This is a genomic window from Cupriavidus pauculus (genome assembly GCF_003854935.1).
Classification (GTDB): domain Bacteria; phylum Pseudomonadota; class Gammaproteobacteria; order Burkholderiales; family Burkholderiaceae; genus Cupriavidus; species Cupriavidus pauculus_C.
Window position 1 is genome coordinate 31,717 of record NZ_CP033970.1, and the last position, 21,965, is coordinate 53,681.

Genomic DNA, 21,965 nt, shown 5'->3' on the forward strand with positions numbered 1-21,965 from the left:
CTCACCCCTTGCGCGTCAGCCGCAGCCCGTTGAACACCACGAGCAGGCTGGCGCCCATGTCCGCGAACACCGCCATCCACATCGTGCCCAGGCCCATCAGGGTCAGCGCCAGGAACACGGCCTTGATGACCAGCGAGAGCGCGATGTTCTGCCGCAGGATGGTCGACGTCTGACGCGACAGCCGCACGAACGTCGGAATCTTGCGCAGGTCGTCGTCCATCAGCGCCACGTCGGCGGTTTCGATGGCCGTGTCGGTGCCGGCCGCGCCCATCGCAAAGCCGATGTCGGCACGCGCCAGCGCCGGGGCGTCGTTGATGCCGTCGCCGACCATGCCGACCTTGCCGCCCTGCCCGTGCACCTGGTCGGCCAGCGCCGCCAGCGCATCGGCCTTGTCCTGCGGAAGCTGATGGCCGCGCGCCTCGTCGATGCCGACGGCCTTGCCGATGGCCTGCGCCGTGTGCGCGTTGTCGCCGGACAGCATCAGCGTGCGCACGCCCAGCGCGTGCAGTTGCTCGATGGCCTGCCGGCTCGACTCGCGCACCGTATCGGCAACACCGAACAGCGCCAGCGCGCGGGCCGGCTGGCCACCGGCGGGCAGCGCCGCCAGCATCACGATCGACCGGCCCTGCCGCTCGATGGCCTCCAGCCGCGCCTCCAGCGCCGGCGAGCAAGCGCCGAGGTCGTGGATCATCCGGTGGTTGCCGAGCCGGTACGCCACGCCGTCCACGGCACCGCCGACACCCTGCCCCGGCACCGCCGCGAAATCGGTCACGTCCAGCCGCGCCACGCCGTCCGCATCGGCGGCGATGGCCACCGCGCGCGACACCGGATGGTCCGACCGGCCCGCCAGGCTGGCCGCGATGGCGCGCGCCTGCGGCACGTCATCGGCCAGCAGCGCGAAATCGGTCTGCGCCGGCTTGCCGTGCGTCAGCGTGCCGGTCTTGTCCAGCGCCAGCCACTTCAGCCGGTGGCCCTGCTCCAGGTAGACGCCGCCCTTGATCAGGATGCCGCGCCGCGCCGCCGCCGCCAGCCCGCTGACGATGGTCACGGGCGTGGAAATCACCAGCGCGCACGGGCAGGCAATCACCAGCAGCACCAGCGCCTTGTAGATCCACGCCAGCCACGGCGCGCCCATGGCCAGCGGCGGCACCACGGCGATTCCCACCGCGATGGCGAACACCACGGGCGTGTAGATTCTGGCGAACTGGTCGACAAAGCGCTGGGTCGGCGCGCGGCTGCCCTGCGCCGCTTCCACGGCATGGATGATGCGTGACAGCGTGGAGTCGTTGGCCGGCGCGGTCACCGCGTATTCGAGTTCGCCGGACTGGTTGATCGACCCCGCGAACAGCGCGTCGCCCGGCGACTTGTCGACCGGCACGCTTTCGCCGGTGATGGGCGCCTGGTCCAGCGCCGATTGCCCGCGCATGACGCGGCCATCGAGCGCCACCCGCTCGCCCGGGCGCAGCCGCACCGTTGCGCCCACCGTCACCGTGCGGGCCGGCACGGCCTGCCACGTTCCGTCGGGCTGCAGCACCGTGGCCTGCTCGGGCGCCATCGCCATCAGCCCGCGCACCGCGTTGCGGGCGCGGTCCAGCGACGCGGCCTCGATCCGCTCGGCCAGCGCGAACAGCGCCATCACCATCGCCGCCTCGGGCCACTGGCCGATGAACATCGCCCCGGTCACGGCGATGCTCATCAGCGCGTTGATGTTCAGGTTGCCGTTGCGCACGGCGATCCAGCCCTTGCGATAGACGCCCAGCCCCGCTAGCAGCACCGTGGCCAGCGCCAGCGCGGCCGGCAGGTACGGCGTGGCCACGTTGAACCACTCGGCCAGTTCGGCGCCCAGCGCGGCGGCCCCGCCCAGGGCCAGCGGCCACCACGGCTTGCGGGCCTCGCCGGCGGCCACCTGCGTGCCATCGTCGGCGGCACCGGCCAGCGGCTCGGCCTTCATGCCGAGCGACCCGATCGCCTGGACGACCGGGTCAGTGGAATCGAGCGTGTGATGCACGGTCAGCACGCGCTGCATCAGGTTGAAGTCCAGCGCCGCCACGCCCGCCATGCCGCCGAGCTTGTTGCGGATCAGCGTTTCCTCGGTCGGGCAGTCCATGGCATCGATGCGGAACGCCGCAGCGCGGGTGCCGGCCGGCGCCGCCAACGGCGGGGCAGCCGGCGTGGCGGTTGCGCCACATCCCCCGCCACAGCAGGCGTCGGCCGGCGGGTGGTCGTGGGGATGATCGTGAGAATGGTCGTGGGAGTGGTCGTGCGGATGGTCGTGGGAGTGGTCGTGGGAATGACCGGGCACGACCGGTGGCAGGACGTTGTCGGGTGTCGAACGGGCCATGATGGGGTCCTCGTAGCGTATTACCTGCCATTGAAGACCCTGTAGCGGCTACAAGGTCAAGTGGCCGGGGCCGGCAGCGGGCCCACCGCGTCGGGGAACAACAGTTCGAAGACCGTCTCGCCCTCGGCGCTGCGCACGCCGACGCTGCCGCCGTGGAGCCGCATGATCGTGTCGACGATGGCCAGCCCCAGCCCGGTCGACGACGCCGAGTTGCGGCGCGACGGATCGGCGCGGTAGAAACGGCCGAACAGGTGCGGCAGCGCTTCCGGCGCGATGGCCGGGCCGCCGTTGAGCACCGTGATGGCGGTCTGGCTGGCCTGCGGGCAGACGCACATCCGCACCATGCTGCCGGCCGGCGCGTGCCGCAGCGCGTTGTCCAGCAGGTTGATGACGGCCCGCCGCAGCAGCGTCTGGTCGGCCACCACCGTGGCGTACCCCGACACCGACACGGTCACGTTGCGGTCGGCCGCCACGGCCTCGAAGTACTCGGCGATCTTGTCCAGCTCCGCGCGCGCGTCGATGGGCCGCGCGCCAAGCGCCACCTGCGCGTTGTCGGCCCGCGCCAGGAACAGCATGTTCTCGATCATGCGCGACAGCCGCTCGTATTCCTCCAGGTTCGACTCCAGCACCGCCTCGTACTCGGCCGGCGTGCGGCGCTGGGCCAGCGTCACCTGCGTCTGGCCGACGAGGTTGCTGATCGGCGTGCGGAAATCGTGCGCCAGGTCGGCCGAGAATTGCGACAGCCGCGTGAAGCTGTCCTGCAGCCGCGCCAGCATCGCGTTCAGGGCGCCGGCCAGTTCGCGCAACTCCTCGGGCGCGCCGCCCACGTCAAGCCGCGTGGCCAGCCGGCTTGTCGTCACCGCGGCCGCGTCGCTGGCCATCCGGCGCAGCATCCGCAGCCCGCGCCGCGCCAGCAGGAACCCCAGCGCAGCCGCGACAATCGCGCCGCACAGCACGGCGCCCAGCAGCTCGCCACGGTACTCGCGCATCAGCGCCACGCGGTAGCCGGCGTCGCTGAGCACGATGATCTCGACGGTCCGCTCGGAATTGCCGATCTGGCCCAGCGCCGCCATGCCGCGCGACGGCACGCCATTGCGCGGCAGCCAGGTCTGCAGCAGCGACTTGTCGGGCGTGGTGGTCACCGGCAGCACGCGCAGCGGCGGCAGGGTTTCGTTATGGGGATTGAGGGTGATGAGCGGGTCGCCGTTGCGTGTGCGGACGACGAGGATCAGGCCCTCGTGGCCCATCGCGATATCGGCAAAGCGATGCGTGTCGGTGCGGATCTCGTTCTCGTCGGCCACCTCGCGCAGCAGGTGGCGCACCAGCAGCACCTCGCCCACCAGCTCGCCCTCGTCGCGCGACTGGAGCTGGCTGCCGAGCGCGCTGGACAGGTACGTGGCCACCCCGACCAGGATGGCGGCCGTGGTCAGCCCGTAGGCCAGCGCCAGCCGCGTGGTCAGCGAGGCAGGCATCCATGCATCGATCGCGCGGCGCACGCGCAGCAGCCGTTTCATGCCGGGCCGCTCACACTTCTTCGGATTCGTCGAGCACGTAGCCCATGCCGCGCCGCGTGTGGATCAGCTTCTTCGGGAACGGGTCGTCCACCTTGGCGCGCAGGCGCCGGATCGACACGTCGACGACGTTGGTGTTGCTGTCGAAGTTCATGTCCCAGACCTGCGAGGCGATCAGCGAGCGAGACAGCACCTCGCCCCGCCGCCGCGCCAGCAGTTGCAGCAGCGCGAACTCCTTCGACGTCAGGTCGATCTTCTGGCCCGCGCGCGTCACGCGGCGCCGGATCGTGTCGATCTGCAGGTCGGCCACTTCCATGAACTCGCTCTCGCGCAGCGGGCCGCGCCGCAGGATGGTGCGGATGCGGGCCACCAGCTCGGCGAACGCGAACGGCTTGACCATGTAGTCGTCGGCGCCCAGTTCCAGGCCCTTCAGGCGGTCGGACAGCTCGTCGCGGGCGGTCAGGCACAGCACCGGGGTGTCCTTGTCGCGCCGCAGGTCGCGCAGGACCTGCCAGCCGTCGATGCCGGGCAGCATCACGTCCAGCACGATCAGGTCGTAGTGCTGTTCGCGCGCATGGGCCAGGCCGTCCACGCCGTCGCGGGCCAGGTCGGCCACGAAGCCGGATTCGGTCAGCCCCTTCAGCAGATAGTCGCCAGCCTTCGGTTCGTCTTCGACAATCAGGATACGCATGGTGCTTCTACGGACCGGCCTGCTGCCGGCCCTGCCTTTCAGTTTGCAATGGAGACCCTAGACACTATCCGAGGTTAGCCGCTTTTGGGGCAACATTGCACGAATGTCATCGTGATTTGGCGAATTTTCTGCATCCAACGCAGTACAATGCCGGCTGCCCACCCCCGGGCCCTGCGGCGCCCCCTGGACGCAGGCCAGCCTCTCCATCCCAGCATGAAACGTCAGATTGCCCAATCCCTTTTGTGTCTCGCCGTGTTCGCGGTGCCCGTGCAAGGCGCCCTGGCGTCAGCCATGCCGCGCTGTGCGGGCGTGACGGCGATCGGGCTGTCGATGCAGGAACGCCATGCGGCGATCAAGGCCGAGGCGGAAGCCGAAGCGGGGATGGCGGCCCGGGAGCGCGCCCGGTGCACCGAGGCGTCCGCGCGCGAGGGCCGCGACATGCCGGTCTGGCACGATGCCCAGCCCGCTGGCCGCACTACCGAGCCGCCGGCTGACACTTCGCATCATGTGTATCGGGGCGCGGAATACTGTCACGCCTGCGTGGCAGAAGCGGCCAGCACGATGGTGCTGCCGGAACTGCCTCCGGCGGCCCTGCAGCACCGGCGCCACGCGCTGCCGCTGGCCAGCGCCACCGCGCTGGCGGATCTGCCGGCCTGCTGAAGGATGGAAACCGGGCGCCTTGCCGGCGCCCGCGCATCGTGACGTTCAGTCGACGCGGTAGAAATCGATCGACTGCCCGGCGTTGACCGCCCGCTGCAGCCAGTCGGGATACTCGCCGGTGCCGTCCCAGGTCTGACCCATTGCATTGCGATACATGACGCGCCCTGCCCCGGCCTCTGCGGCCTTGTTGGCGGGGGCTTCGGCGTGCCCGGCCGGCCCGGCCTCGGCTTCTTCCTCGTGATCGGCAAAGCAGCCTGCTTCGACAAGGTGGTCGAATGTCAGGCCATGGTGATCCATCTGCTCGCGGATCCAGGCCACCGCGGCTTGTTTGGCTGCATCAGACTCGGACATGACGTATCGTGCGCGCCGCCACGAAAGCGGGGCGGACTGGGGAAATGATTGCGGGGAACGGTCCGCGCAGAAAAAAGCCGGCGAACCAGACCCCGATTCTACAGGGTGTTGCGGCCGGCATCGGTGGAATCGTCTGAAAGCCGCGCCAGCGGCCCTGCCGGCATGCGTCCGGCGACGCATGACACTGATGTCATGCGTGGGTCATGTTGACGTGTACGGCCGTTGCCTAGACTTGCCGGCAAGGTCGCACTGACGGCCGAGTCATCAAAGACCGCAACATTTCCTCGATCCAAGCCTCTCGAACCAGGAGTTCACCATGTTCAAGAAAGCCCTGCTCTATACCGCCCTGGCGACCACGCTCGCCGGCGCCGCCACGATGGCCAACGCCGCGCCCCGCAGCGCCGATCCGTACACCGACGGTGCCCGCGTGACCAACCGCGACGGCTACGTGGAACGCCTTGGCACGCGTGACGTCTACACCGACGGTGCCCGCGACGTGCGCGACGCCCGCAACCCGTTTGTCGACGGTGCGCACGACGTACGCGACGCGCGCAGCCCGTACACGGACGGCACCTGATCCTTCCCGAGACGCCCGGCAAACGGGCGGTGACGGCCCTTCCGGGCCGCCGGCGGCGCTCAATGCGCCGCCATTTCTTTCATGAACTGCGCCGGCGGCACCGGCCTGCCCAGCAGGTAGCCCTGCAGCGCGTCGCAGCCCAGCCCCGCCAGGAACGCGCGCTGCGCCGGCGTCTCCACCCCTTCCGCCACCACCTGCAGGTTCAGCGTACGGCCCAGCGCGACAATGGCCGACACGATGGCCGCATCCTCCGAATCCTCCGCCAGGTCCCGCACAAAGCCGCGGTCGATCTTCAGTTCGCTCGCCGGAATCCGCTTCAGGTGCAGCAGGCTCGAATAGCCGGTGCCAAAGTCGTCGATGGCGATGCGCACGCCCATCCGGTCCAGCTGGGTCATGATCGCCAGCGTTTCCTCCACGTCCCGCATCGCCGTGCTCTCGGTGATCTCCAGCGTCAGGCTGGCGGCCGGAATGGCGTGGCGCGCCAGCACCTCCGCAATCGTGTCGATCAGCCCGGCATGGCAGAACTGCAGCGTCGACAGGTTCACCGCCATGGTCCAGTCCGCGTGGCCCGCCGCATGCCAGATGGCAAGCTGGCGGCACGCTTCGTCCAGCACCCACTTGCCGATCGGCACAATGGCGCCGGTCTTCTCGGCCAGCGCGATGAACTGGTCGGGCATCAGCAGCCCATGCACCGGGTGCTGCCAGCGCAGCAGCGCCTCGGCGCCCACCGGCTTGTTGGTCGATGCCGAGAACTTCGGCTGGTAGTGCAGCGCCAACTGGTCCTTGCGCGTGACGCCGCGCAGGTCCTGGATCAGCATCTGCTGCACGCGCGCCTGGTGGTTCATCGACCCTTCGAAGAAGCAGTACGCGTTGCGGCCCGACGCCTTGGCGTGGTACATCGCCGCGTCGGCGTTGGTCATCAGCGTGTCCTGGTCGGCCCCGTCGGCCGGATAGAGCGCGATGCCGATGCTGCCCGACACGTGCAGCGCGTGCCCGGACACCGTCACCGGCTCGCGCAGCGCCTCGATCAGTTTTTCCGCCACCACGCCGGCGTCGGCCGGGTCCTCCACGCGCACCAGCACCACGAACTCGTCGCCGCCCACGCGCGAGATCGTGTCCTCGGACCGCGTCGACGCCCGCAGCCGGCCGGCGATTTCCACCAGCAGGCTGTCGCCCACCTGGTGGCCGTAGGTATCGTTGACGCCCTTGAAGCCGTCCAGGTCGACGAACAGCACGGCAAACGTGGCCGGCTGGCGTGCCGCGCCCTGGATGGCCTGCTGGAAGCGGTCTTCCAGCAGCACGCGGTTGGGCAGGTGGGTAAGCTTGTCGTGCAGGGCCAGGAACTCCAGCTCCTTGTTGGCCACGCCCAGCGCGTCGGCCAGCATGGCCGTGCGCATCTCCAGCCGCATGTCCAGCACCGAAGTAATCAGCGCCACGGCAATTACGCAGACCGTGATGACGATGATCGGCAGCGCCAGCGTGGCGCTGTCCACGCCCGTGCGCGCCGCGCCGCAGATGCTGCCCAGCGGAAAGCGGGCCGCCGCCATGCCCGTGTAGTGCATCGACGCAATGGCCCCGCCCATCACCACCGCCGCGCCAAAGCGCAACTGGTGCACGCGCGGCATGGCCCGCCGCAGCCGGAACGCGATCCACAGCGCCACGCCCGACGCCGCCACGGCAATGCCGATCGACAGCATGAACAGCGCCGGTTCGTAGTCGATGGCCGGCCGCATGCGCAGCGCCGCCATGCCCGTGTAGTGCATGGCCGAGATGGCCGCGCCCAGCACCAGCGCGCCAAGCGCCAGCCGGCGCGGCGGCAGGTATTCCTGGCTGACCAGGTGCAGCGCGAACGCCGACGCCAGCACCGCGATCAGCAGCGACGCCCCGGTGATGGCCGGGTCGTAGCCCAGCGGAATCGGCAGCCGGAACGCGAGCATGCCGATGAAGTGCATCGACCAGATGCCCACGCCCATCGCCACCGCGCCGCCGGCCAGCCACATCCGCGCGTAGCGGCCCCGGCCGGCGGTGGAGATGCGCCCCGCCATGTCCAACGCCGTATAGGACGCCAGCACGGCAACTAGCACGGAAAACAGGACCAGAATCGCGTCGTAACTCGGGGACATCATCGCAGCAGGTGACGGGGCAGTGGCTTGGCAGGCCCGCCATATTGAGGGGAGTGGCGATCCGGGCGTGAATCTCCCGCCATCCTCAAGGGTTATCGGTCGTTGCAGCCCAGACTGAAGCGGGATTGTGCATCAGCGGCGTTGCTGCCGCACGGACTACCCCGTTTGTTGTCTTGACACACCAGCCGGGCCGATTCGGACCCGTCCGACAAACGCCGACACCGCAATCAGCGCGCACCGGAGATGCCGCCGGGGCCGAGCCAACTATGCTTGAGGCGTGGTGAACAACACATGGCGACGCGCAACGCAGAAGGAGAACCGGGCGGCGCCAGGCAAGGAGAACACATCATGTGGAAACGACTGACGGCGATCATCGCGGTAGGCGCATGTGCGTGGGCGATGTCGGGCTGCACGGCGACCGGCGCGGTCGCGGGCGGCGTGGTTGGCCATGAGGTCAGCGACGGCAGCGCGCTCGGCACGGTTGGCGGCGCCGTGGTTGGCGGCGTAATCGGCCACGAGCTGGGCAAGTAATTTCGATTTCCGCGGCCGGGACGGCGGGCAGGGTCGTCCAGGTTTGCGCGGCATGGGCTCTTAGATGGGAAGACCATGCCGCCGCGCGCCGCGCCATGAGCGTCGGCCGTTGCGCCCTTCAACGATGATTTCGGACGTTTTCATCGCTGACAGGCACAGCGGCATCCACGGCGAAAGATCCTCACCGATCGTCATGGCGCGGCAGCGGGAAACCTGCAACGGGAAAACCCCGGACGATTGCGTCCGGGGTTTTTTCTTTTGCGCGCGGCTTCTGCAATGGCGATCGGTGGTCTCCGCTCTCCCTCGAAGCGGAAGGCCGGGGGAGAGGGCCAGTGGTTCCAATGGCGACCAGTCGGCAAGCAGAACCTCAACGCCCTCACCCCCAACCCCTCTCCCGCGCGCGGGAGAGGGGAGCGAAAACACTCGGCGCCCCATCAATCACCGTCAATACGACTTCGGCAGCCCCAGCACCCGCTCTGCAATGTGGCACATGATCAGCTGGGCGCTGACCGGTGCGATACGCGGGATGTACGACTCGCGCAGGTAGCGCTCCACGTGGTATTCCCGGGCGTAGCCCATGCCGCCCAGCGTCAGCACGGCGGTCTGGCATGCCTGGTGGGCGGCCTCGGCGGCCAGGTACTTGGCGGCGTTGGCCTCGGCCCCGCACGGCTTGCCGTTGTCGTAGAGCCAGGCGGCCTTCCAGACCATCATGTCCGCCGCCTCCAGCGCCATCCACGCCTGTGCCAGCGGGTGCTGGATGCCCTGGTTCTGGCCGATCGGCCGCCCGAACACGGTCCGCTCGCGGGCGTAGCGCGTGGCCGCGTCCAGCGCGGCGCGGCCCAGGCCCACGGCTTCGGCGGCGATCAGGATGCGCTCCGGGTTCAGCCCGTGCAGGATGTATTCGAATCCCCTGCCCTCCTCGCCAATGCGGTCCTCGGCCGGCACCATCAGCCCGTCGATGAACAGCATGTTCGAATCCACCGCGCCGCGCCCCATCTTGTCGATCTCGCGCACCTCGATGTGGTCGCGGTCCAGCGCCGTGTAGAACAGGCTCAGGCCCTGCGTGGGCTTGGCCACCGCGTCCAGCGGCGTGGTGCGCGCCAGCAGCAGCATGCGCGTGGCCACCTGCGCCGTGGAAATCCAGATCTTGCGGCCATCCACGCGATAGGCGCTGCCATCGGCCGTGCGCACCGCCTGGGTCTTCAGGTGCGTGGTGTCCAGCCCGGCATCGGGTTCGGTCACCGCAAAGCAGGCTTTCTCGTGCCCGGCAATCAGCGGCGGCAGCGCGGCCGCCTGCTGGGCCTCGTTGCCGAACACCACCACCGGGTTCAGGCCGAACACGTTCATGTGGATGGCCGACGCCCCCGAGAATCCCGCCCCCGACGCCGACACCGTCTGCATGATCAGCGCGGCCTCCGTGATCCCCAGGCCCGCGCCGCCAAAGCGCTCGGGCATGGCGATGCCCAGCCAGCCGGCGCCCGCCATCGCCTGGTGAAACGCTTCCGGAAAGCGGTGCTCGCGGTCCAGTCCGGCCCAGTAGTCGGGCCCGAAGTCGGCGCAGAGCTGCGACACCGCCTCGACGATCGCGTTTTGTTCGGCCGTCCTTTCAAAGTTCATCTCCGCTCCCGTTCATTCCGGCTGGATGCCCGCGTCCTTGACCAGCTTGGTCCACTTGACCAGCTCCCCGGCCACGAACCCCGCAAACTGCTGCGGCGTCTGCCCGAACGCCTCGAAGCCCAGCGCCTCGAACTTCGGCGCCACGTCCTTGCTGTTGGCGATCTTCGTCAGCTCACGGTTCAGCCGATCCACCACCGGCTGCGGCGTCCGGGCCGGCGCGAACACGCCGTTCCACGACGTGATGTCGAAACCCTTGAGCTCCGGCGTGTCGCCAATCGGCGGCAGGTCCGGCAGCAGCCGGCTGCGCTGCGCCGTGGTCACCGCCAGCGCGCGCATCTTGCCGGCCTTGACGTTGGCGATGCCGGCCGCCACGTCGACGAACATCATCGGCACCTGCCCGGCGATGACGTCGGTCATGGCCGGCGGCGTGCTCTTGTACGGCACGTGCAGCAGGTCGACCCGGGCCATGCGGCCCAGCGTGGCGCCGGACACGATGCCGGTGCTGTTGCCGCTGGCGTACGACATGCCCGGATGCGCCCTGGCGTAGGCAATCAGCTCGCCCACGGTCTTGACCGGCAGCTTCGGATTGACCACCAGCATGAACGGCAGGTTGCCCATGCGCGCCACCGGCGTGAAATCCTTGATCGGGTCGTACGGCAGCTTCTTCATCAGCGACGGATTGGCCGAATGCGTCGTGTTGGTGGTCATGAACAGCGTGTAGCCATCCGGTGCGGCCTGGGCCACCAGCTCGGCCGCGATCGCGCCATTGGCGCCGGGCCGGTTGTCGACCACCACGTTCTGGCCCAGCGCATCGCCCAGTTCCTTGGCGGTGATGCGCGCCACGGCGTCGGTGCCGCTGCCGGCCGCGAACGGCACCACCAGCCGGATCGGCCGGCTGGGCCAGGGGTCGGCGGCCTGCACGGCCACCGGCAGCGCGGCCGCGGGCAACGCCAGGATGGCGGCGACGAGCGTGCGCCGCGCGCGGAATGTCAGCATGGGGGGTTCCTCCAGGTTATCGGCGTGGCTGCCGGTTCGATCGGGCGTCGCTCAGGCCGGGCGGATCACGCGGTCCGGCGATTCCTCGTACGGCGGGGCGTAGATGACCAGCAGCTTGACGGGCTCGTCGCTGATCACGGTGAACACGTGCATCGCATCGGCCGGAAAGAAGCAGCAGTCGCCGGGCCCCAGTTCGCGGGACTGGCCGTCGACCTCGGCCCGCGCGCGGCCTTCCAGCACGTAGCAGACCTGCTCGATGCCCGGATGGGCATGCGGCAGCGCGCCCTTGCCGCGTTCGATGGTGCCGTGGATCACTTCGAGCTGGGTGGCGCCGACGTTCTCGCGCCCGATGATGCGGCGGTTCAGCGTGCCGACGTGGTTGGCGGGGTGATACCCGGCCACGTCCTCGGTGCGGACGAAATAGGTGGGGGCCGCCTTGGCGGCGGACGATGCTGTCATGGGTAGGCTGTCTCCAACATCGGCGCCGTGCCGGCTGGCCGGCGCCTGTTTTCATGGTTGTGAAACAGATTTTATGCTCATGAAATCTGCCGTCAACTAGGGGTTGGTACCGATGCACCCCGGTGCAATACCGGCCGGTCGGGCTTTCCCGATCCACATCAAGGTCCGCGCCGTGGCACGCACTAGACTGGCTCGGTACGGGCCGTGCCCGTGCGTTTCGCCGAAGTCTCCAAGGAGTCCACCCATGACCACCATGCGCGCCGCAGTCTTCCAGGGTCCCGGCAAGATCATCCTGCAGGAAAAACCCATCCCCGCCGTCGGCCCCGGTGACGCCCTGATCCGCATTACCACCACCACGATCTGCGGCACCGACGTCCACATCCTCAAAGGCGAGTACCCGGTCCAGCCGGGCCTGACCATCGGCCACGAGCCGGTCGGCATCATCGAGAAACTGGGCAGCAACGTCACCGGCTACCGCGAAGGCCAGCGCGTCATCGCCGGGGCCATCTGCCCGAGCTTTCATTCCTATGCGTGCCAGGACGGCTGCGCGTCGCAGGACGGCCAGGCGCACGGCCACGGCTACAAGCCGATGGGCGGCTGGCGCTTCGGCAACACCATCGACGGCACCCAGGCCGAGTACGTGCTGGTGCCCGACGCCCAGGCCAACCTCGCCCCCATCCCCGACGCACTGACCGACGAACAGGTGCTGATGTGCCCGGACATCATGTCCACGGGCTTCGCGGGCGCCGAGCAGGCCAACATCAAGATTGGCGATATCGTCGCGGTCTTCGCGCAGGGGCCGATCGGGCTCTGCGCCACGGCCGGGGCCCGGCTGCGCGGCGCGTCGAAGATCATCGTCGTCGACGGCATCGAGGAACGGCTGGCGATTGCCCGGCTGATGGGTGCCGACGCCACGGTCAACTTCCGCCAGGTGGACGTGGTCGACGAGATCCTGCGGCTGACCGACGGCCGGGGCGTCGACGCCTCGATCGAGGCGCTGGGCACCCAGGCCACGTTCGAGGCGGCGCTGCGGGTGCTCAAGCCCGGCGGCACGCTGTCCAGCCTGGGCGTGTACTCCACGGACCTGCACATCCCGCTGGGCCCGTTCGCGGCCGGGCTGGGCGACCACCGCATCGTCACGTCGCTGTGCCCGGGCGGCAAGGAGCGCATGCGCCGGCTGATGAACGTGATCGAGACCGCGCGCGTGGACCTGGCGCCGCTGGTCACCCACCACTACAAGCTTGACGACATCGAGGCCGCCTACGACCTGTTCGCCCACCAGCGCGACGGCGTGCTCAAGGTGGCCATCACGCCCTGACCCGCCGGGGGCGCCTGGCGCCCCCAAACCATTGCCAAATCAACGGCTTGCCGCCCCCGCCGCCCCCTTCCACTAAATAATCCACGGCCCCTTTCGTCCAACAGGGTGATGCCGCCACCAGCGCGCGGCCCCGCCACTCCGTACCGAAAGGGAGCCTTTCATGAGTTTCGACCGCGACGACGCCACGTTCCTGGTTCTCGTCAATCACGAAGAGCAGTACTCGATCTGGCCCGACTACAAGCCCGTGCCCGGTGGCTGGCGCGCGGCGGGCTTCAGCGGCAACAAGCAGGCGTGCCTGGACCACATCGAGCGCACCTGGACGGACATGCGTCCGCTCAGCCTGCGCCGGTTCATGGAGGAGCCAACGCGGGCGGATGCCTGACCATGGCCGCCCTGCAACTGTTCTGCCTGCCCCACGCCGGGGCCAGCGCCACGGGCTACCTGCGCTGGCGGCGCCTGCTGCCGGCCGATATCGCGCTGGTGCCGCTGGAGCCGCCGGGCCGTGGCGCGCGGCTCGACGCCCCGCTGCTGCGCGACTTCGAGCCGCTGGCCGCCGACCTGGCCGACCAGTTGAGCCGCCTTCGCACCGCCCCCACGCCGTTCGCGATCTTCGGCCACAGCATGGGCGCGCTGCTGGCCTGGCGCGTCTGCCATCTGCTCCATGAGCGGGGCCAGCCGCTGCCGCACCGGCTGCTGGTGTCCGGCTGCGCCGCCCCGAGCCGGCGCGACCCGCAGCGCCTGTCCGCATTGCGTGGCGATGCCGCGCTGATGGCCGATCTGCGCAAGCTCGGCGGCACGCCCGAGGCCGTGTTTGCCGAGCCCGAGCTGCTGCGCCTGACGCTCGACGTGCTCGATGCCGACTACCGCGTCTGCGAGCGCTTTCGCCGCGCCGACGCCGCGCCGCTGCCCATGCCGCTGCACGTGTTCGCCGGCAGCGACGATCCGATCGCACCGGCCGACCTGCACGCCTGGGCCATCGAAACCGCCGCCGGCCACACGCTCGACTGGTTCGCCGGCGGGCATTTCTTTCTGCACGACAACCCGGCCGCCGTGGTGCAACGGCTGCTTGCCCACCTGGACCAGCCCGCCGCCTTGCCGTCGCTCGCGCCCGCCTGAGCCCCGCCGACCCTGCCGCGCCGCGCCCGCCCATCGCCAACCGTCTTCCCTGGAAAGCAGACTCCATGCCGTCCGATCCGAACGTCCCGGCCACGCTGGTGGCCCACCTCGACCGTCTGGCCGCCCAGCGCCCCGATGACACGGCGCTGATCGTCATCGACGCCGAAGACGAGACCCGCTACGACTACGCCGCGCTGCACGTCCGCGTGCGCGCGCTGGGCGCCCACCTGGCCGCGCAGGCCGCCCCCGGCGACCGCGCGCTGCTGCTGATGGACAGCGGCATCGACTACGTGACCGCGTTCTTCGCCTGCCTCTACGCGGGCCTGATTGCCGTGCCGGCGTTCGAGCCCGGCGCCGTGCGGTCGGCCCAGGTGGCGCGGCTGCGCGCGATGGCCACTGACGCCGAGCCGTCCGTGCTGATCGCCACCGCCGCGCAGGCCGCCGCCCATGCCGATGCACTGGCCGACATCGCGCCGGCCGCGCGCATCGTCCACGCCGACGCCGCGCACGCGCCGGCCCCGTCCGGCTGGCAGCCCTACCGCGCCGAGCCCCGGACGCTGGCCTTCCTGCAATACACGTCCGGCTCCACGGCCGCGCCCAAGGGCGTGATGGTCAGCCACGGCAACGTCATGGCGAACGAGGCGGCCATCGCGGACGGCATGGGCATCGGCCCGCACGACGTGATCGCCACGTGGCTGCCGCTCTACCACGACATGGGGCTGATCGGCGGCCTGCTGCAGCCGATGTTCGTCGGCGTGCCGGTGGTCATGATGTCGCCGCAACGCTTCCTGGAACGCCCCGTGCGCTGGCTGCAGGCCATCAGCCGCCACCGCGCCACGGTCTCGGGCGGGCCGGACTTTGCGTACCGGCTCTGCGTCGAGCGCGTGCGCGACAGCCAGCTCGACGGGCTAGACCTGTCGAGCTGGGCGGTCGCCTACTCGGGCGCCGAGCCGGTGCGCGCCGACACGCTGCGCGCCTTCGTCGACCGCTTCGCGCCGGCCGGCTTCCGCGCGCCGGCACTCTACCCGTGCTACGGCCTGGCCGAAGCCACGCTGTTCGTCACCGGCGGCCCGCGCGGCGGCGGCATGGCCTGCACCACGTTCGATGCCGGCGCGCTGGCGCAAGGCCGAGCCGAAGCGGTGGATACGGGGCTCGAACTGGTGGCCTGCGGCTTTCCGCGCGCCGGCCATGCCGTGCGCATCGCCAGCCCCGACGGCACGGCGCTGCCTGACCACTGCGTCGGCGAGATCGAAGTCAGCGGGCCCAGCGTCACGCACGGCTACTGGCGCAACGCCGACGCCACGGCCGCCACGTTCGGCGCCGAAGGATGGCTGCGTACCGGCGACCTGGGCCTGCTGCGCGACGGCCAGCTCTACATCGCCGGCCGCCGCAAGGACCTGATCATCGTGCGCGGCCAGAACCTCTATCCGCAGGACATCGAGCGCGCGGTGGAAGCCCACGTACCCGCCGCCCGGCGCGGCCGCGTGGCCGCCTTCGCCGTGCAGACGCCCGACGGCGAGGCCATCGGCGTCGCCGCCGAAATCTCGCGCCCGGACCAGAAGCGGCTGGGCCACGATGCGCTGGTGCAGGCGCTGGCGCTGGCCGTGGGCGATGCCTGCGGCGAACCGCTGGCCGTCGCGCTGCTGCTGAACCCGGGCGGCCTGCCCAAGACCACCAGCGGCAAGCTGCAGCGCAGCGCCTGCCGCCAGGGCTGGATCGACGACAGCCTTGACGCCTGCGCCATCTGGGCCCATGGCCGCTTCACGCGCGGCGGCATCGGCGGCCCCGTTGACCCCGCGGAAGCCCCGCGCGGCGACACCGAGATCGCGCTGGCCGCGCTGTGGCAGGAACTGCTCGGCACCGCGCCCGCCAGCCGCCACGCGCACTTCTTCGCCAGCGGTGGCAGCTCGCTGACCGCCGCGCAACTGGTGGCCCGGCTGCGCGCGCAGTACGGCGCCGGCATCGCGCTGCGACTGCTGTTCGATCATCCGACGCTGGCCGCCTGCGCCGCCGCGCTCGACAGCCATCGCGCCGATATGCCGGCTGGCGACGACCCCCAAGTCGCCGCCATCGCCCCGGCCCCGCGCAGCGGCCCGCTGCCGCTCGCGCCGGCCCAGCACCGGCTCTGGCTGACCGACCGCATCGCCAACCCGGCCCAGCGCTGGACGTACAACATGGCCGGCGGCCTGCGCCTGACCGGATCGCTCGACACCGCCGCGCTGCACGCCAGCCTCAACGCACTCGTCGCGCACCATGAAATCCTGCGCACCGGCTATCCCGCCGATGCCCATGGCGATCCCTACGCGCACATCGTGCCCGCGCTGGCCATCGACCTGCCCGTCAGCGACATCTCTGGCCTGAGCCCCGCCCGGCGCGACGCGGCGCTGCAGGAACTGGCCGAGGGCCAGGCCCGCGAGCCGTTCGACCTGGCCCAGCCGCCGCTGCTGCGCGCCCGGCTGGTGCGGCTGGCGGACGACGACCACGCGCTGCTGGTCACGCTGCACCATATCGTCGGCGACGGCTGGTCCATCAGCGTCCTGCTCGATACGCTCGCCACCGCCTATAACGCCGCCCGCGCCGGCCAGCCCGCCACGCTGGCGCCGCTGCCGATCCAGTACGTCGACTACGCCGCCCACCAGCAGGCCGAAGCGCGCCACCCGCGCAGCCAGGCCGACGCCGACTACTGGCGCACCGCGCTCGACGGCGCGCCACGGCTGCCCACGCTGCCCACGCCGCATCGCCGCCCGCCTGTCGCCGCGTCCGATGGCGCCGCCTGCCACGCCGAGCTGCCCGCCGCGCTGCTGGCCCAGGTCGACGCGCTGGCGCACCGCCACGGCGCCACGCGCTACATGGTGCTGCTGGCGGCGTTCCACCTGCTGCTGCATCGCCTGGGCGATGCCCGCGACCAGCTCGTCGGCATCGACGTGGCCGGCCGCACACGCCGCGAGCTGGAAGGGCTGATCGGTTTCTTCGTCAACGTGCTGCCGCTGCGCGCGCAGCCGCGCCCGGACATGCCGTTCGGCGACCTGCTGGCGCAGATCCGCGCGCAGACGCTGGCCGCCTTCGACCACCAGTCGCTGCCGTTCGACCGCATCGTCGAAGCCGCCGGCGTGCCGCGCGAGCGCGCATGGCATCCGCTGGTGCAGGTGCTGTTCGTGCTGCACAACACGCCGGCCGCCGCCCGTGCGTTCGATGGCCTGCAGGCCCGCCGCCTGCCCACGCCCGTGCATGCCGCCAAGTTCGACCTGGCGGTGTTCCTGGACCCGCACGCCGACGGCCTGCGTGCCGAATGGGTCTACGCCACCGCCCTGTTCCCGCGCGCCACCGTGCAGCGCCTGGCCGACGCCTACGGCGCCGTGCTGGCGCAGGCCGTGGCCAACCCCGCACGCGCGCTGTCCGGCTTCGACGTGCCGGCCGGCCTGTGCGATCCCGTTCGCGACGCCGTTCGCGCCCCTGTTTCCGAGACGCCCGCCATGCCCACCGCCCAAGTGTCCAGTCCCAGCAAGCTCGACAAACTCGACAAACTCGCCAGGCTCGGCAAGCCCGCCAGCAAACCGCCGGCCGCGGCACCGGCCGGCGCGCCCGTGCGCACGTCGTTCCTGTCGCCGGGGCAAACCTTCCCGATCGTGATCGAACCGGCCTCGCCGGACCTGGACCCGGTGGCCTGGGCGCTGGCCCATCGCGACGAGATCGAGGCCACGCTGTGCCGCCACGGCGGCATCCTGCTGCGCGGCTTCGGGCTGCGCACGCCGCAGGAATTCGAGGCGTTCGCCGAATCGATCGAGCCGGGCCTGTACGGCGCCTACGGCGATCTGCCGAAGAAGGAAGGCGGCCGCAACACCTACCGCTCCACGCCGTACCCGGAGCGCGAGATGATCCTCTATCACAACGAAAGCGCGCACCTGTCGCGCTGGCCGCGCAAGCAGTGGTTCTTCTGCGAGCTGCCGTCGCCGGTGGGCGGCGCCACGCCCATCGTTGACTGCCGCGAGATGTACCGCCGCCTGCCTGCCGACCTGGCCGCCCAGTTCGAGGCCAGGGGCCTGCGCTACGTACGCACGTTCAACGACAAGCTCGACGTGAGCTGGCGCGACTTCTTCAAGACCGACGACCGCGCCGAGGTGGAAGCCCGCCTGCGTGCATCGGGCACCGATTTCGCGTGGCTAGATGCCGACACGCTCCAGACGCGCGAGCGCTGCCCGGCCGTGATCGCCCACCCGGTCACCGGCGAGCGCAGCTTCTTCAACCAGGTGCAGTTGCACCACACGGCCTGCCTGGACCCCGAAGTGCGCCGCGACCTGCTGGAGATCGTCGGCGCCGACCGCATGCCGCGCCAGGTGACGTTCGGCGACGGCAGCCCGATTGGCGACGACGTGATGGCGCTGCTCGGTGCGCTGTACGAGGCGTGCGCCGTGCGCTTCGACTGGCGCCAGGGCGACGTGGCCATGCTCGACAACATGCTGGCCGCCCACGCGCGCGATCCGTTCGAGGGCCCGCGCAAGATCGTGGTGGCGATGGGCGACATGTTCGAACGCCGCGACCTGCCGCCGCTGGCCGCCGCGCCCGCCCGTCAGGACGCCGCCGCGCTGGAGGGCTGAGCCATGAACGCCATCGTCCAACCGTACGCCACGCTGGATGCCCACGCCCAGCCGCTGGGCCGCGAGCAACGCGCGCTGGAAGCGCACGCCGGCACGCCCGTGACGCTGACCGCCACGGTCGACGGCCCGCTCGACATCGCCCGGCTGGAACGCGCACTGGCCGGCGTGGCCGCGCGGCATCCGGCCACCTGCCTGGCCTTCGGGCGCGTCGACGGCCTGCGCGGGCTGCGCCAGCACTTTGGCGCCGGCAATGACCTGCCCGCGCTGGGCTACCACGTCCGCACGCCCGCACCCGCCCGTACCGCGCTGACGCTGACCGCCCACGCGCTGGCCATCGACGGCCCGAGCCTGCGCACGCTGATGCGCGAACTGGCGCTGGCCTATGCCAACGACGCCGCCCCGGCCGACGCGCCGCCGCTGTCGTACGCCGACTATCTGGACTGGACCGCCGGACTGGCGCAGGAAAACATCGACGCCGGCCGCGACTACTGGCACGCGGTACGCGACCGTCTGGCTTCGCTCGACGCGCCGCGCCTGCCGTGGCGCCAGCAACCCGGCGACGCCACCGTGCTGCAACCGATCTCCGTCGCGCTCGGCGCCGAAGAGGCCGCCACCATCGCCGGCTGGGCCGCCACGTTCCACGTGCCGCCCGCGCACGTGCTGCAGGCCGCATGGTGGCTGCTGCTGGCCCGGCTCGATCCCGCCGCGCCGTTCTGCGCCGGCTGGGTCAACGACTGCCGCGACGACTTCGAGGCGCTGGCGGGCGCCGTGGGCCGCTATACGTCGGTGCTGCCGGTCACGGTGGCGCCCGATCCGGCGCGGCCCTTTGCCGACTGGCTCGCCGCGTTCGGCGGGCAGCTCCAGCAGCACATGGACTGGCGCGAACACGCGCCGGCCGACATCGCCACCGCCGCCGCGTCGCGCTACGTGTTTGCCGTGACGGCCGCCGATCCGGCCCATGTGGCCGGCTGGCACATCGGCTGCCCCGCGCTGCTGCTGCCCGGCACCACGCTGGCGCTGGAAATCCAGACGGACGGCAGCGGCCAGCCGCAAACGTTGGTGCTGCACCATGACGCCAGCTTCCGCGCTGAAGACGTGGCGTGCCTGCTCGACCAGTACCGCACGCTGCTGCACACGCTGCGCGCGCAGCCCGACACCGCCGTCGGTGCGCTGCCGCTGGCCACCGCCGCCGACCACGCCCGCGCCACCGCGCTGCACGCGCCGGCGCAGGACTTCGGCACCGCATCGCTGCCGCAACGGCTGGCGCACTGGGCCGCCGAACGTCCGCAGGCCGCCGCGCTGTCGGCGGATGGCCGCACGTGGACCTATGCCGAACTGGCCGCGCGCGTGGACGCCATCGCCGCACAGCTGCCGGCGCTGGGCCTGCGTCCGGGCCAGCCAGCCGCGCTGGCGCTGCCGCGCTCGGGCGAACTGGTGATCGCGCTGCTGGCGGTCATGCGCGCTGGCGCCGCCTACCTGCCGCTCGATCCGGCCTGGCCCGCGCAGCGCCGCGCGCAGATTGCCGCCGATGCCGGCGCCACGTGCCTGATCGAACCGGCCGACATGGCCGCGCTGATGGCCGCACCCGACGCGCCCGCCGCGCTGCCGCTGCCTGACCTTGCTGCCACGGCCTACGTGCTCTACACGTCGGGCTCCACGGGCACGCCCAAGGGCGTGCCGATCACGCACGGCCAGTTGCTGAACTACGTCGCCGCCGTGGGCCACGCGCTGCGCCTCGATGCCTGCCGGCGCTTTGCGCTGACATCGACCGTCGCGGCCGACCTTGGCAATACCACGCTGTTCGGCGCGCTCTGGCATGGCGCCTGCCTGTGCGTGGCAAACGATGCCGACATGCAGCACGCGGCCAGCTTCGGCGCCTTCCTGGCGCGCGAGCGGGTGGACTGCCTGAAGATCGTCCCGTCGCACCTCGATGCGCTGCTCGACGCATCGGGCGACCCCCTGCCGCTGCCGACGGACGCCGTGATCGTCATCGGCGGCGAGGCCGCCTCGCCTGCGTTCCTGGCCCGCCTGCGCGCGCAGGCCCCCGGCGCGCGGCTCTGCAACCACTACGGCCCGACCGAAACCACGGTGGGCATCCTGATCCACGACGCCGGCCCCGTGGCCGACCTGTCCAGCCAGCCGCTGCCGCTGACGCGCGTGCTCGCCAACGGCGTGGCGGAAATCCGCACCGCCGCGGGCCATCTGGCGACGGCCGGCGAAACCGGCGAGCTATACCTTGGCGGCGCGCAGCTTTGCGCGGGCTACCTCGGCGGCGCGCACGCCGACGCCTTCGTGTCCGATCCCGAGCATCCCGGCCAGCGCCTGTACCGCAGTGGCGACCTCGCGCGCTACCTGCCGCACGGCGGCATCGAACTGGTCGGCCGCGCCGACAGCCAGGTGAAGGTGCGCGGCTTCCGCATCGAATGCGGCGAGATCGAGCAGGTACTGGCCGCGCTGCCGGGCGTGCGCCACGCCGTGGTGCTGCCGCTGGCCGCCGCGGACGGCACCACGCAACTGGCCGCGTGGCTGGTGCCGGCCGACCCGGCGCAGCCGGTCACGGCCGCCCAGCGCGGCGCGCTGAAGCAGGCACTGGCCGAGCGCCTGCCCGACGCGATGATCCCGACGCAATGGTCCGTCATCGACGCGCTGCCGCGCCTGCCGAACGGCAAGGTGGACCGCCGCGCGCTCGCCCAGGGCGCCGTGGCGGCCCAGCCCGCAGCCGGTGAACCGGCGCGCGAGCCCGCAACGGCGCTCGAAGCGCTGCTGCTGGACCAGATGCGCGACCTGCTGGGCTCCGGTCAGCTTGGCGTGACCGACGACCTGTTCGAAGCCGGCGGCCATTCGCTGCTGGTCATCAAGCTCGTGGCGCGCGTGCGCAAGCTGCTGAAGCTCGACATCGCGCCGGCCGTGGTGTTCGACGCGCCAAGCGCCGCCGCGCTGGCCAGCGCGCTGCAGGCCGCCAGCCCCGACCCCACCGCGCTGGAAACGCTGGCCGGGCTGCAACGCCAGCTAGCCGCCATGTCGCCCGAAGCCCGCGCCGCGCTGCGCGCCAGCGCCACTGCTTGACGCCATCCATCAG

The 21,965-nt window shown here is 71.0% G+C and carries 17 protein-coding genes; 8 read left to right on the top strand and 9 right to left on the bottom strand.

Going from position 1 to position 21,965, the window contains the following annotated elements; all coding sequences use genetic code 11:
- Position 1: 1 nt before the first annotated feature.
- The 3 genes from EHF44_RS18420 to EHF44_RS18430 are packed head-to-tail and all read right to left on the bottom strand — an operon-like array spanning position 2 to position 4,543.
- Positions 2-2,341, bottom strand: coding sequence for a heavy metal translocating P-type ATPase (locus EHF44_RS18420; RefSeq protein WP_124685191.1), 2,340 nt, complete (start codon positions 2,339-2,341; stop codon positions 2-4).
- Between the two features lie 56 nt (positions 2,342-2,397).
- Complete coding sequence (locus EHF44_RS18425; RefSeq protein ID WP_172966128.1) at positions 2,398-3,855, bottom strand: heavy metal sensor histidine kinase; 1,458 nt, start codon at positions 3,853-3,855, stop codon at positions 2,398-2,400.
- Between the two features lie 10 nt (positions 3,856-3,865).
- The gene (locus tag EHF44_RS18430; RefSeq protein ID WP_124685192.1) at positions 3,866-4,543 is read right to left on the bottom strand and encodes a heavy metal response regulator transcription factor; all 678 of its coding nucleotides are present in this window, start codon (positions 4,541-4,543) and stop codon (positions 3,866-3,868) included.
- Between the two features lie 291 nt (positions 4,544-4,834).
- Here EHF44_RS18430 and EHF44_RS18435 point away from each other — a divergent pair, with 291 nt between their 5' ends.
- Positions 4,835-5,203, top strand: coding sequence for a hypothetical protein (locus EHF44_RS18435; RefSeq protein WP_253700241.1), 369 nt, complete (start codon positions 4,835-4,837; stop codon positions 5,201-5,203).
- Between the two features lie 45 nt (positions 5,204-5,248).
- Here the strand turns inward: EHF44_RS18435 and EHF44_RS18440 are convergent, their stop codons facing one another.
- Positions 5,249-5,554: an H-NS family nucleoid-associated regulatory protein gene (locus EHF44_RS18440; protein WP_124685194.1), complete on the bottom strand. Its 306-nt coding sequence runs from the start codon at positions 5,552-5,554 to the stop codon at positions 5,249-5,251.
- A 316-nt stretch (positions 5,555-5,870) separates the two neighbouring features.
- On the opposite strand from EHF44_RS18440, the gene EHF44_RS18445 reads away from it, so the two are divergent.
- Complete coding sequence (locus EHF44_RS18445) at positions 5,871-6,131, top strand: copper resistance protein CopQ (protein ID WP_124685195.1); 261 nt, start codon at positions 5,871-5,873, stop codon at positions 6,129-6,131.
- Positions 6,132-6,190: 59 nt separating this feature from the next.
- Here EHF44_RS18445 and EHF44_RS18450 read toward each other — a convergent pair whose 3' ends face one another.
- Positions 6,191-8,257 (bottom strand): putative bifunctional diguanylate cyclase/phosphodiesterase, encoded by a 2,067-nt coding sequence (locus EHF44_RS18450; protein ID WP_124685196.1) that lies wholly within the window; start codon positions 8,255-8,257, stop codon positions 6,191-6,193.
- 396 nt (positions 8,258-8,653) lie between these two features.
- Between EHF44_RS18450 and EHF44_RS18455 the strand changes: the two genes are divergently transcribed.
- Complete coding sequence (locus EHF44_RS18455; protein WP_409559006.1) at positions 8,654-8,785, top strand: glycine zipper 2TM domain-containing protein; 132 nt, start codon at positions 8,654-8,656, stop codon at positions 8,783-8,785.
- Between the two features lie 60 nt (positions 8,786-8,845).
- On the opposite strand, the gene EHF44_RS28880 is transcribed toward EHF44_RS18455, so the two are convergent.
- From EHF44_RS28880 to EHF44_RS18470, 4 genes are all read right to left on the bottom strand, one after another.
- Complete coding sequence (locus EHF44_RS28880; RefSeq protein ID WP_301337490.1) at positions 8,846-8,980, bottom strand: hypothetical protein; 135 nt, start codon at positions 8,978-8,980, stop codon at positions 8,846-8,848.
- A 249-nt stretch (positions 8,981-9,229) separates the two neighbouring features.
- Positions 9,230-10,402, bottom strand: a complete 1,173-nt coding sequence (locus tag EHF44_RS18460; protein WP_124685198.1) for an acyl-CoA dehydrogenase family protein — start codon at positions 10,400-10,402, stop codon at positions 9,230-9,232.
- A gap of 12 nt (positions 10,403-10,414) precedes the next feature.
- A complete protein-coding gene (locus tag EHF44_RS18465; RefSeq protein WP_124685199.1) occupies positions 10,415-11,398 on the bottom strand; it encodes a Bug family tripartite tricarboxylate transporter substrate binding protein in 984 nt (327 codons plus the stop codon).
- Between the two features lie 51 nt (positions 11,399-11,449).
- Entirely contained in the window at positions 11,450-11,857 is a 408-nt protein-coding gene (locus tag EHF44_RS18470; RefSeq protein WP_124685200.1) for a cupin domain-containing protein, read from the bottom strand.
- Between the two features lie 244 nt (positions 11,858-12,101).
- Between EHF44_RS18470 and EHF44_RS18475 the strand changes: the two genes are divergently transcribed.
- The 5 genes from EHF44_RS18475 (at position 12,102) to EHF44_RS18495 (ending at position 21,952) form a co-directional block, all read left to right on the top strand.
- Positions 12,102-13,175, top strand: a complete 1,074-nt coding sequence (locus EHF44_RS18475) for an NAD(P)-dependent alcohol dehydrogenase (protein WP_124685201.1) — start codon at positions 12,102-12,104, stop codon at positions 13,173-13,175.
- A 160-nt stretch (positions 13,176-13,335) separates the two neighbouring features.
- Positions 13,336-13,557 carry an MbtH family protein gene (locus EHF44_RS18480; RefSeq protein WP_124685202.1) on the top strand — a complete coding sequence of 74 codons (222 nt, stop codon included), beginning with the start codon at positions 13,336-13,338 and terminating at the stop codon, positions 13,555-13,557.
- Positions 13,558-13,559: 2 nt separating this feature from the next.
- A complete protein-coding gene (locus EHF44_RS18485) occupies positions 13,560-14,291 on the top strand; it encodes a thioesterase II family protein (RefSeq protein ID WP_124685203.1) in 732 nt (243 codons plus the stop codon).
- Positions 14,292-14,356: 65 nt separating this feature from the next.
- Positions 14,357-18,886: a condensation domain-containing protein gene (locus EHF44_RS18490; protein WP_124685204.1), complete on the top strand. Its 4,530-nt coding sequence runs from the start codon at positions 14,357-14,359 to the stop codon at positions 18,884-18,886.
- A 3-nt stretch (positions 18,887-18,889) separates the two neighbouring features.
- The gene (locus EHF44_RS18495; RefSeq protein WP_124685205.1) at positions 18,890-21,952 is read left to right on the top strand and encodes an amino acid adenylation domain-containing protein; all 3,063 of its coding nucleotides are present in this window, start codon (positions 18,890-18,892) and stop codon (positions 21,950-21,952) included.
- Positions 21,953-21,965 lie beyond the last annotated feature (13 nt).

Coding starts and splice junctions, on each gene's coding strand:
- EHF44_RS18425 (WP_172966128.1), bottom strand. CDS start 3,855: ATGAAACGGCTGCTGCGCGTGCGCCGCGCGATCGATGCATGGATGCCT.
- EHF44_RS18490 (WP_124685204.1), top strand. CDS start 14,357: ATGCCGTCCGATCCGAACGTCCCGGCCACGCTGGTGGCCCACCTCGAC.
- EHF44_RS18450 (WP_124685196.1), bottom strand. CDS start 8,257: ATGATGTCCCCGAGTTACGACGCGATTCTGGTCCTGTTTTCCGTGCTA.
- EHF44_RS18435 (WP_253700241.1), top strand. CDS start 4,835: ATGCCGCGCTGTGCGGGCGTGACGGCGATCGGGCTGTCGATGCAGGAA.
- EHF44_RS18430 (WP_124685192.1), bottom strand. CDS start 4,543: ATGCGTATCCTGATTGTCGAAGACGAACCGAAGGCTGGCGACTATCTG.
- EHF44_RS18475 (WP_124685201.1), top strand. CDS start 12,102: ATGACCACCATGCGCGCCGCAGTCTTCCAGGGTCCCGGCAAGATCATC.
- EHF44_RS28880 (WP_301337490.1), bottom strand. CDS start 8,980: ATGACGATCGGTGAGGATCTTTCGCCGTGGATGCCGCTGTGCCTGTCA.
- EHF44_RS18485 (WP_124685203.1), top strand. CDS start 13,560: ATGGCCGCCCTGCAACTGTTCTGCCTGCCCCACGCCGGGGCCAGCGCC.
- EHF44_RS18470 (WP_124685200.1), bottom strand. CDS start 11,857: ATGACAGCATCGTCCGCCGCCAAGGCGGCCCCCACCTATTTCGTCCGC.
- EHF44_RS18460 (WP_124685198.1), bottom strand. CDS start 10,402: ATGAACTTTGAAAGGACGGCCGAACAAAACGCGATCGTCGAGGCGGTG.
- EHF44_RS18455 (WP_409559006.1), top strand. CDS start 8,654: ATGTCGGGCTGCACGGCGACCGGCGCGGTCGCGGGCGGCGTGGTTGGC.
- EHF44_RS18495 (WP_124685205.1), top strand. CDS start 18,890: ATGAACGCCATCGTCCAACCGTACGCCACGCTGGATGCCCACGCCCAG.
- EHF44_RS18465 (WP_124685199.1), bottom strand. CDS start 11,398: ATGCTGACATTCCGCGCGCGGCGCACGCTCGTCGCCGCCATCCTGGCG.
- EHF44_RS18480 (WP_124685202.1), top strand. CDS start 13,336: ATGAGTTTCGACCGCGACGACGCCACGTTCCTGGTTCTCGTCAATCAC.
- EHF44_RS18420 (WP_124685191.1), bottom strand. CDS start 2,341: ATGGCCCGTTCGACACCCGACAACGTCCTGCCACCGGTCGTGCCCGGT.
- EHF44_RS18445 (WP_124685195.1), top strand. CDS start 5,871: ATGTTCAAGAAAGCCCTGCTCTATACCGCCCTGGCGACCACGCTCGCC.
- EHF44_RS18440 (WP_124685194.1), bottom strand. CDS start 5,554: ATGTCCGAGTCTGATGCAGCCAAACAAGCCGCGGTGGCCTGGATCCGC.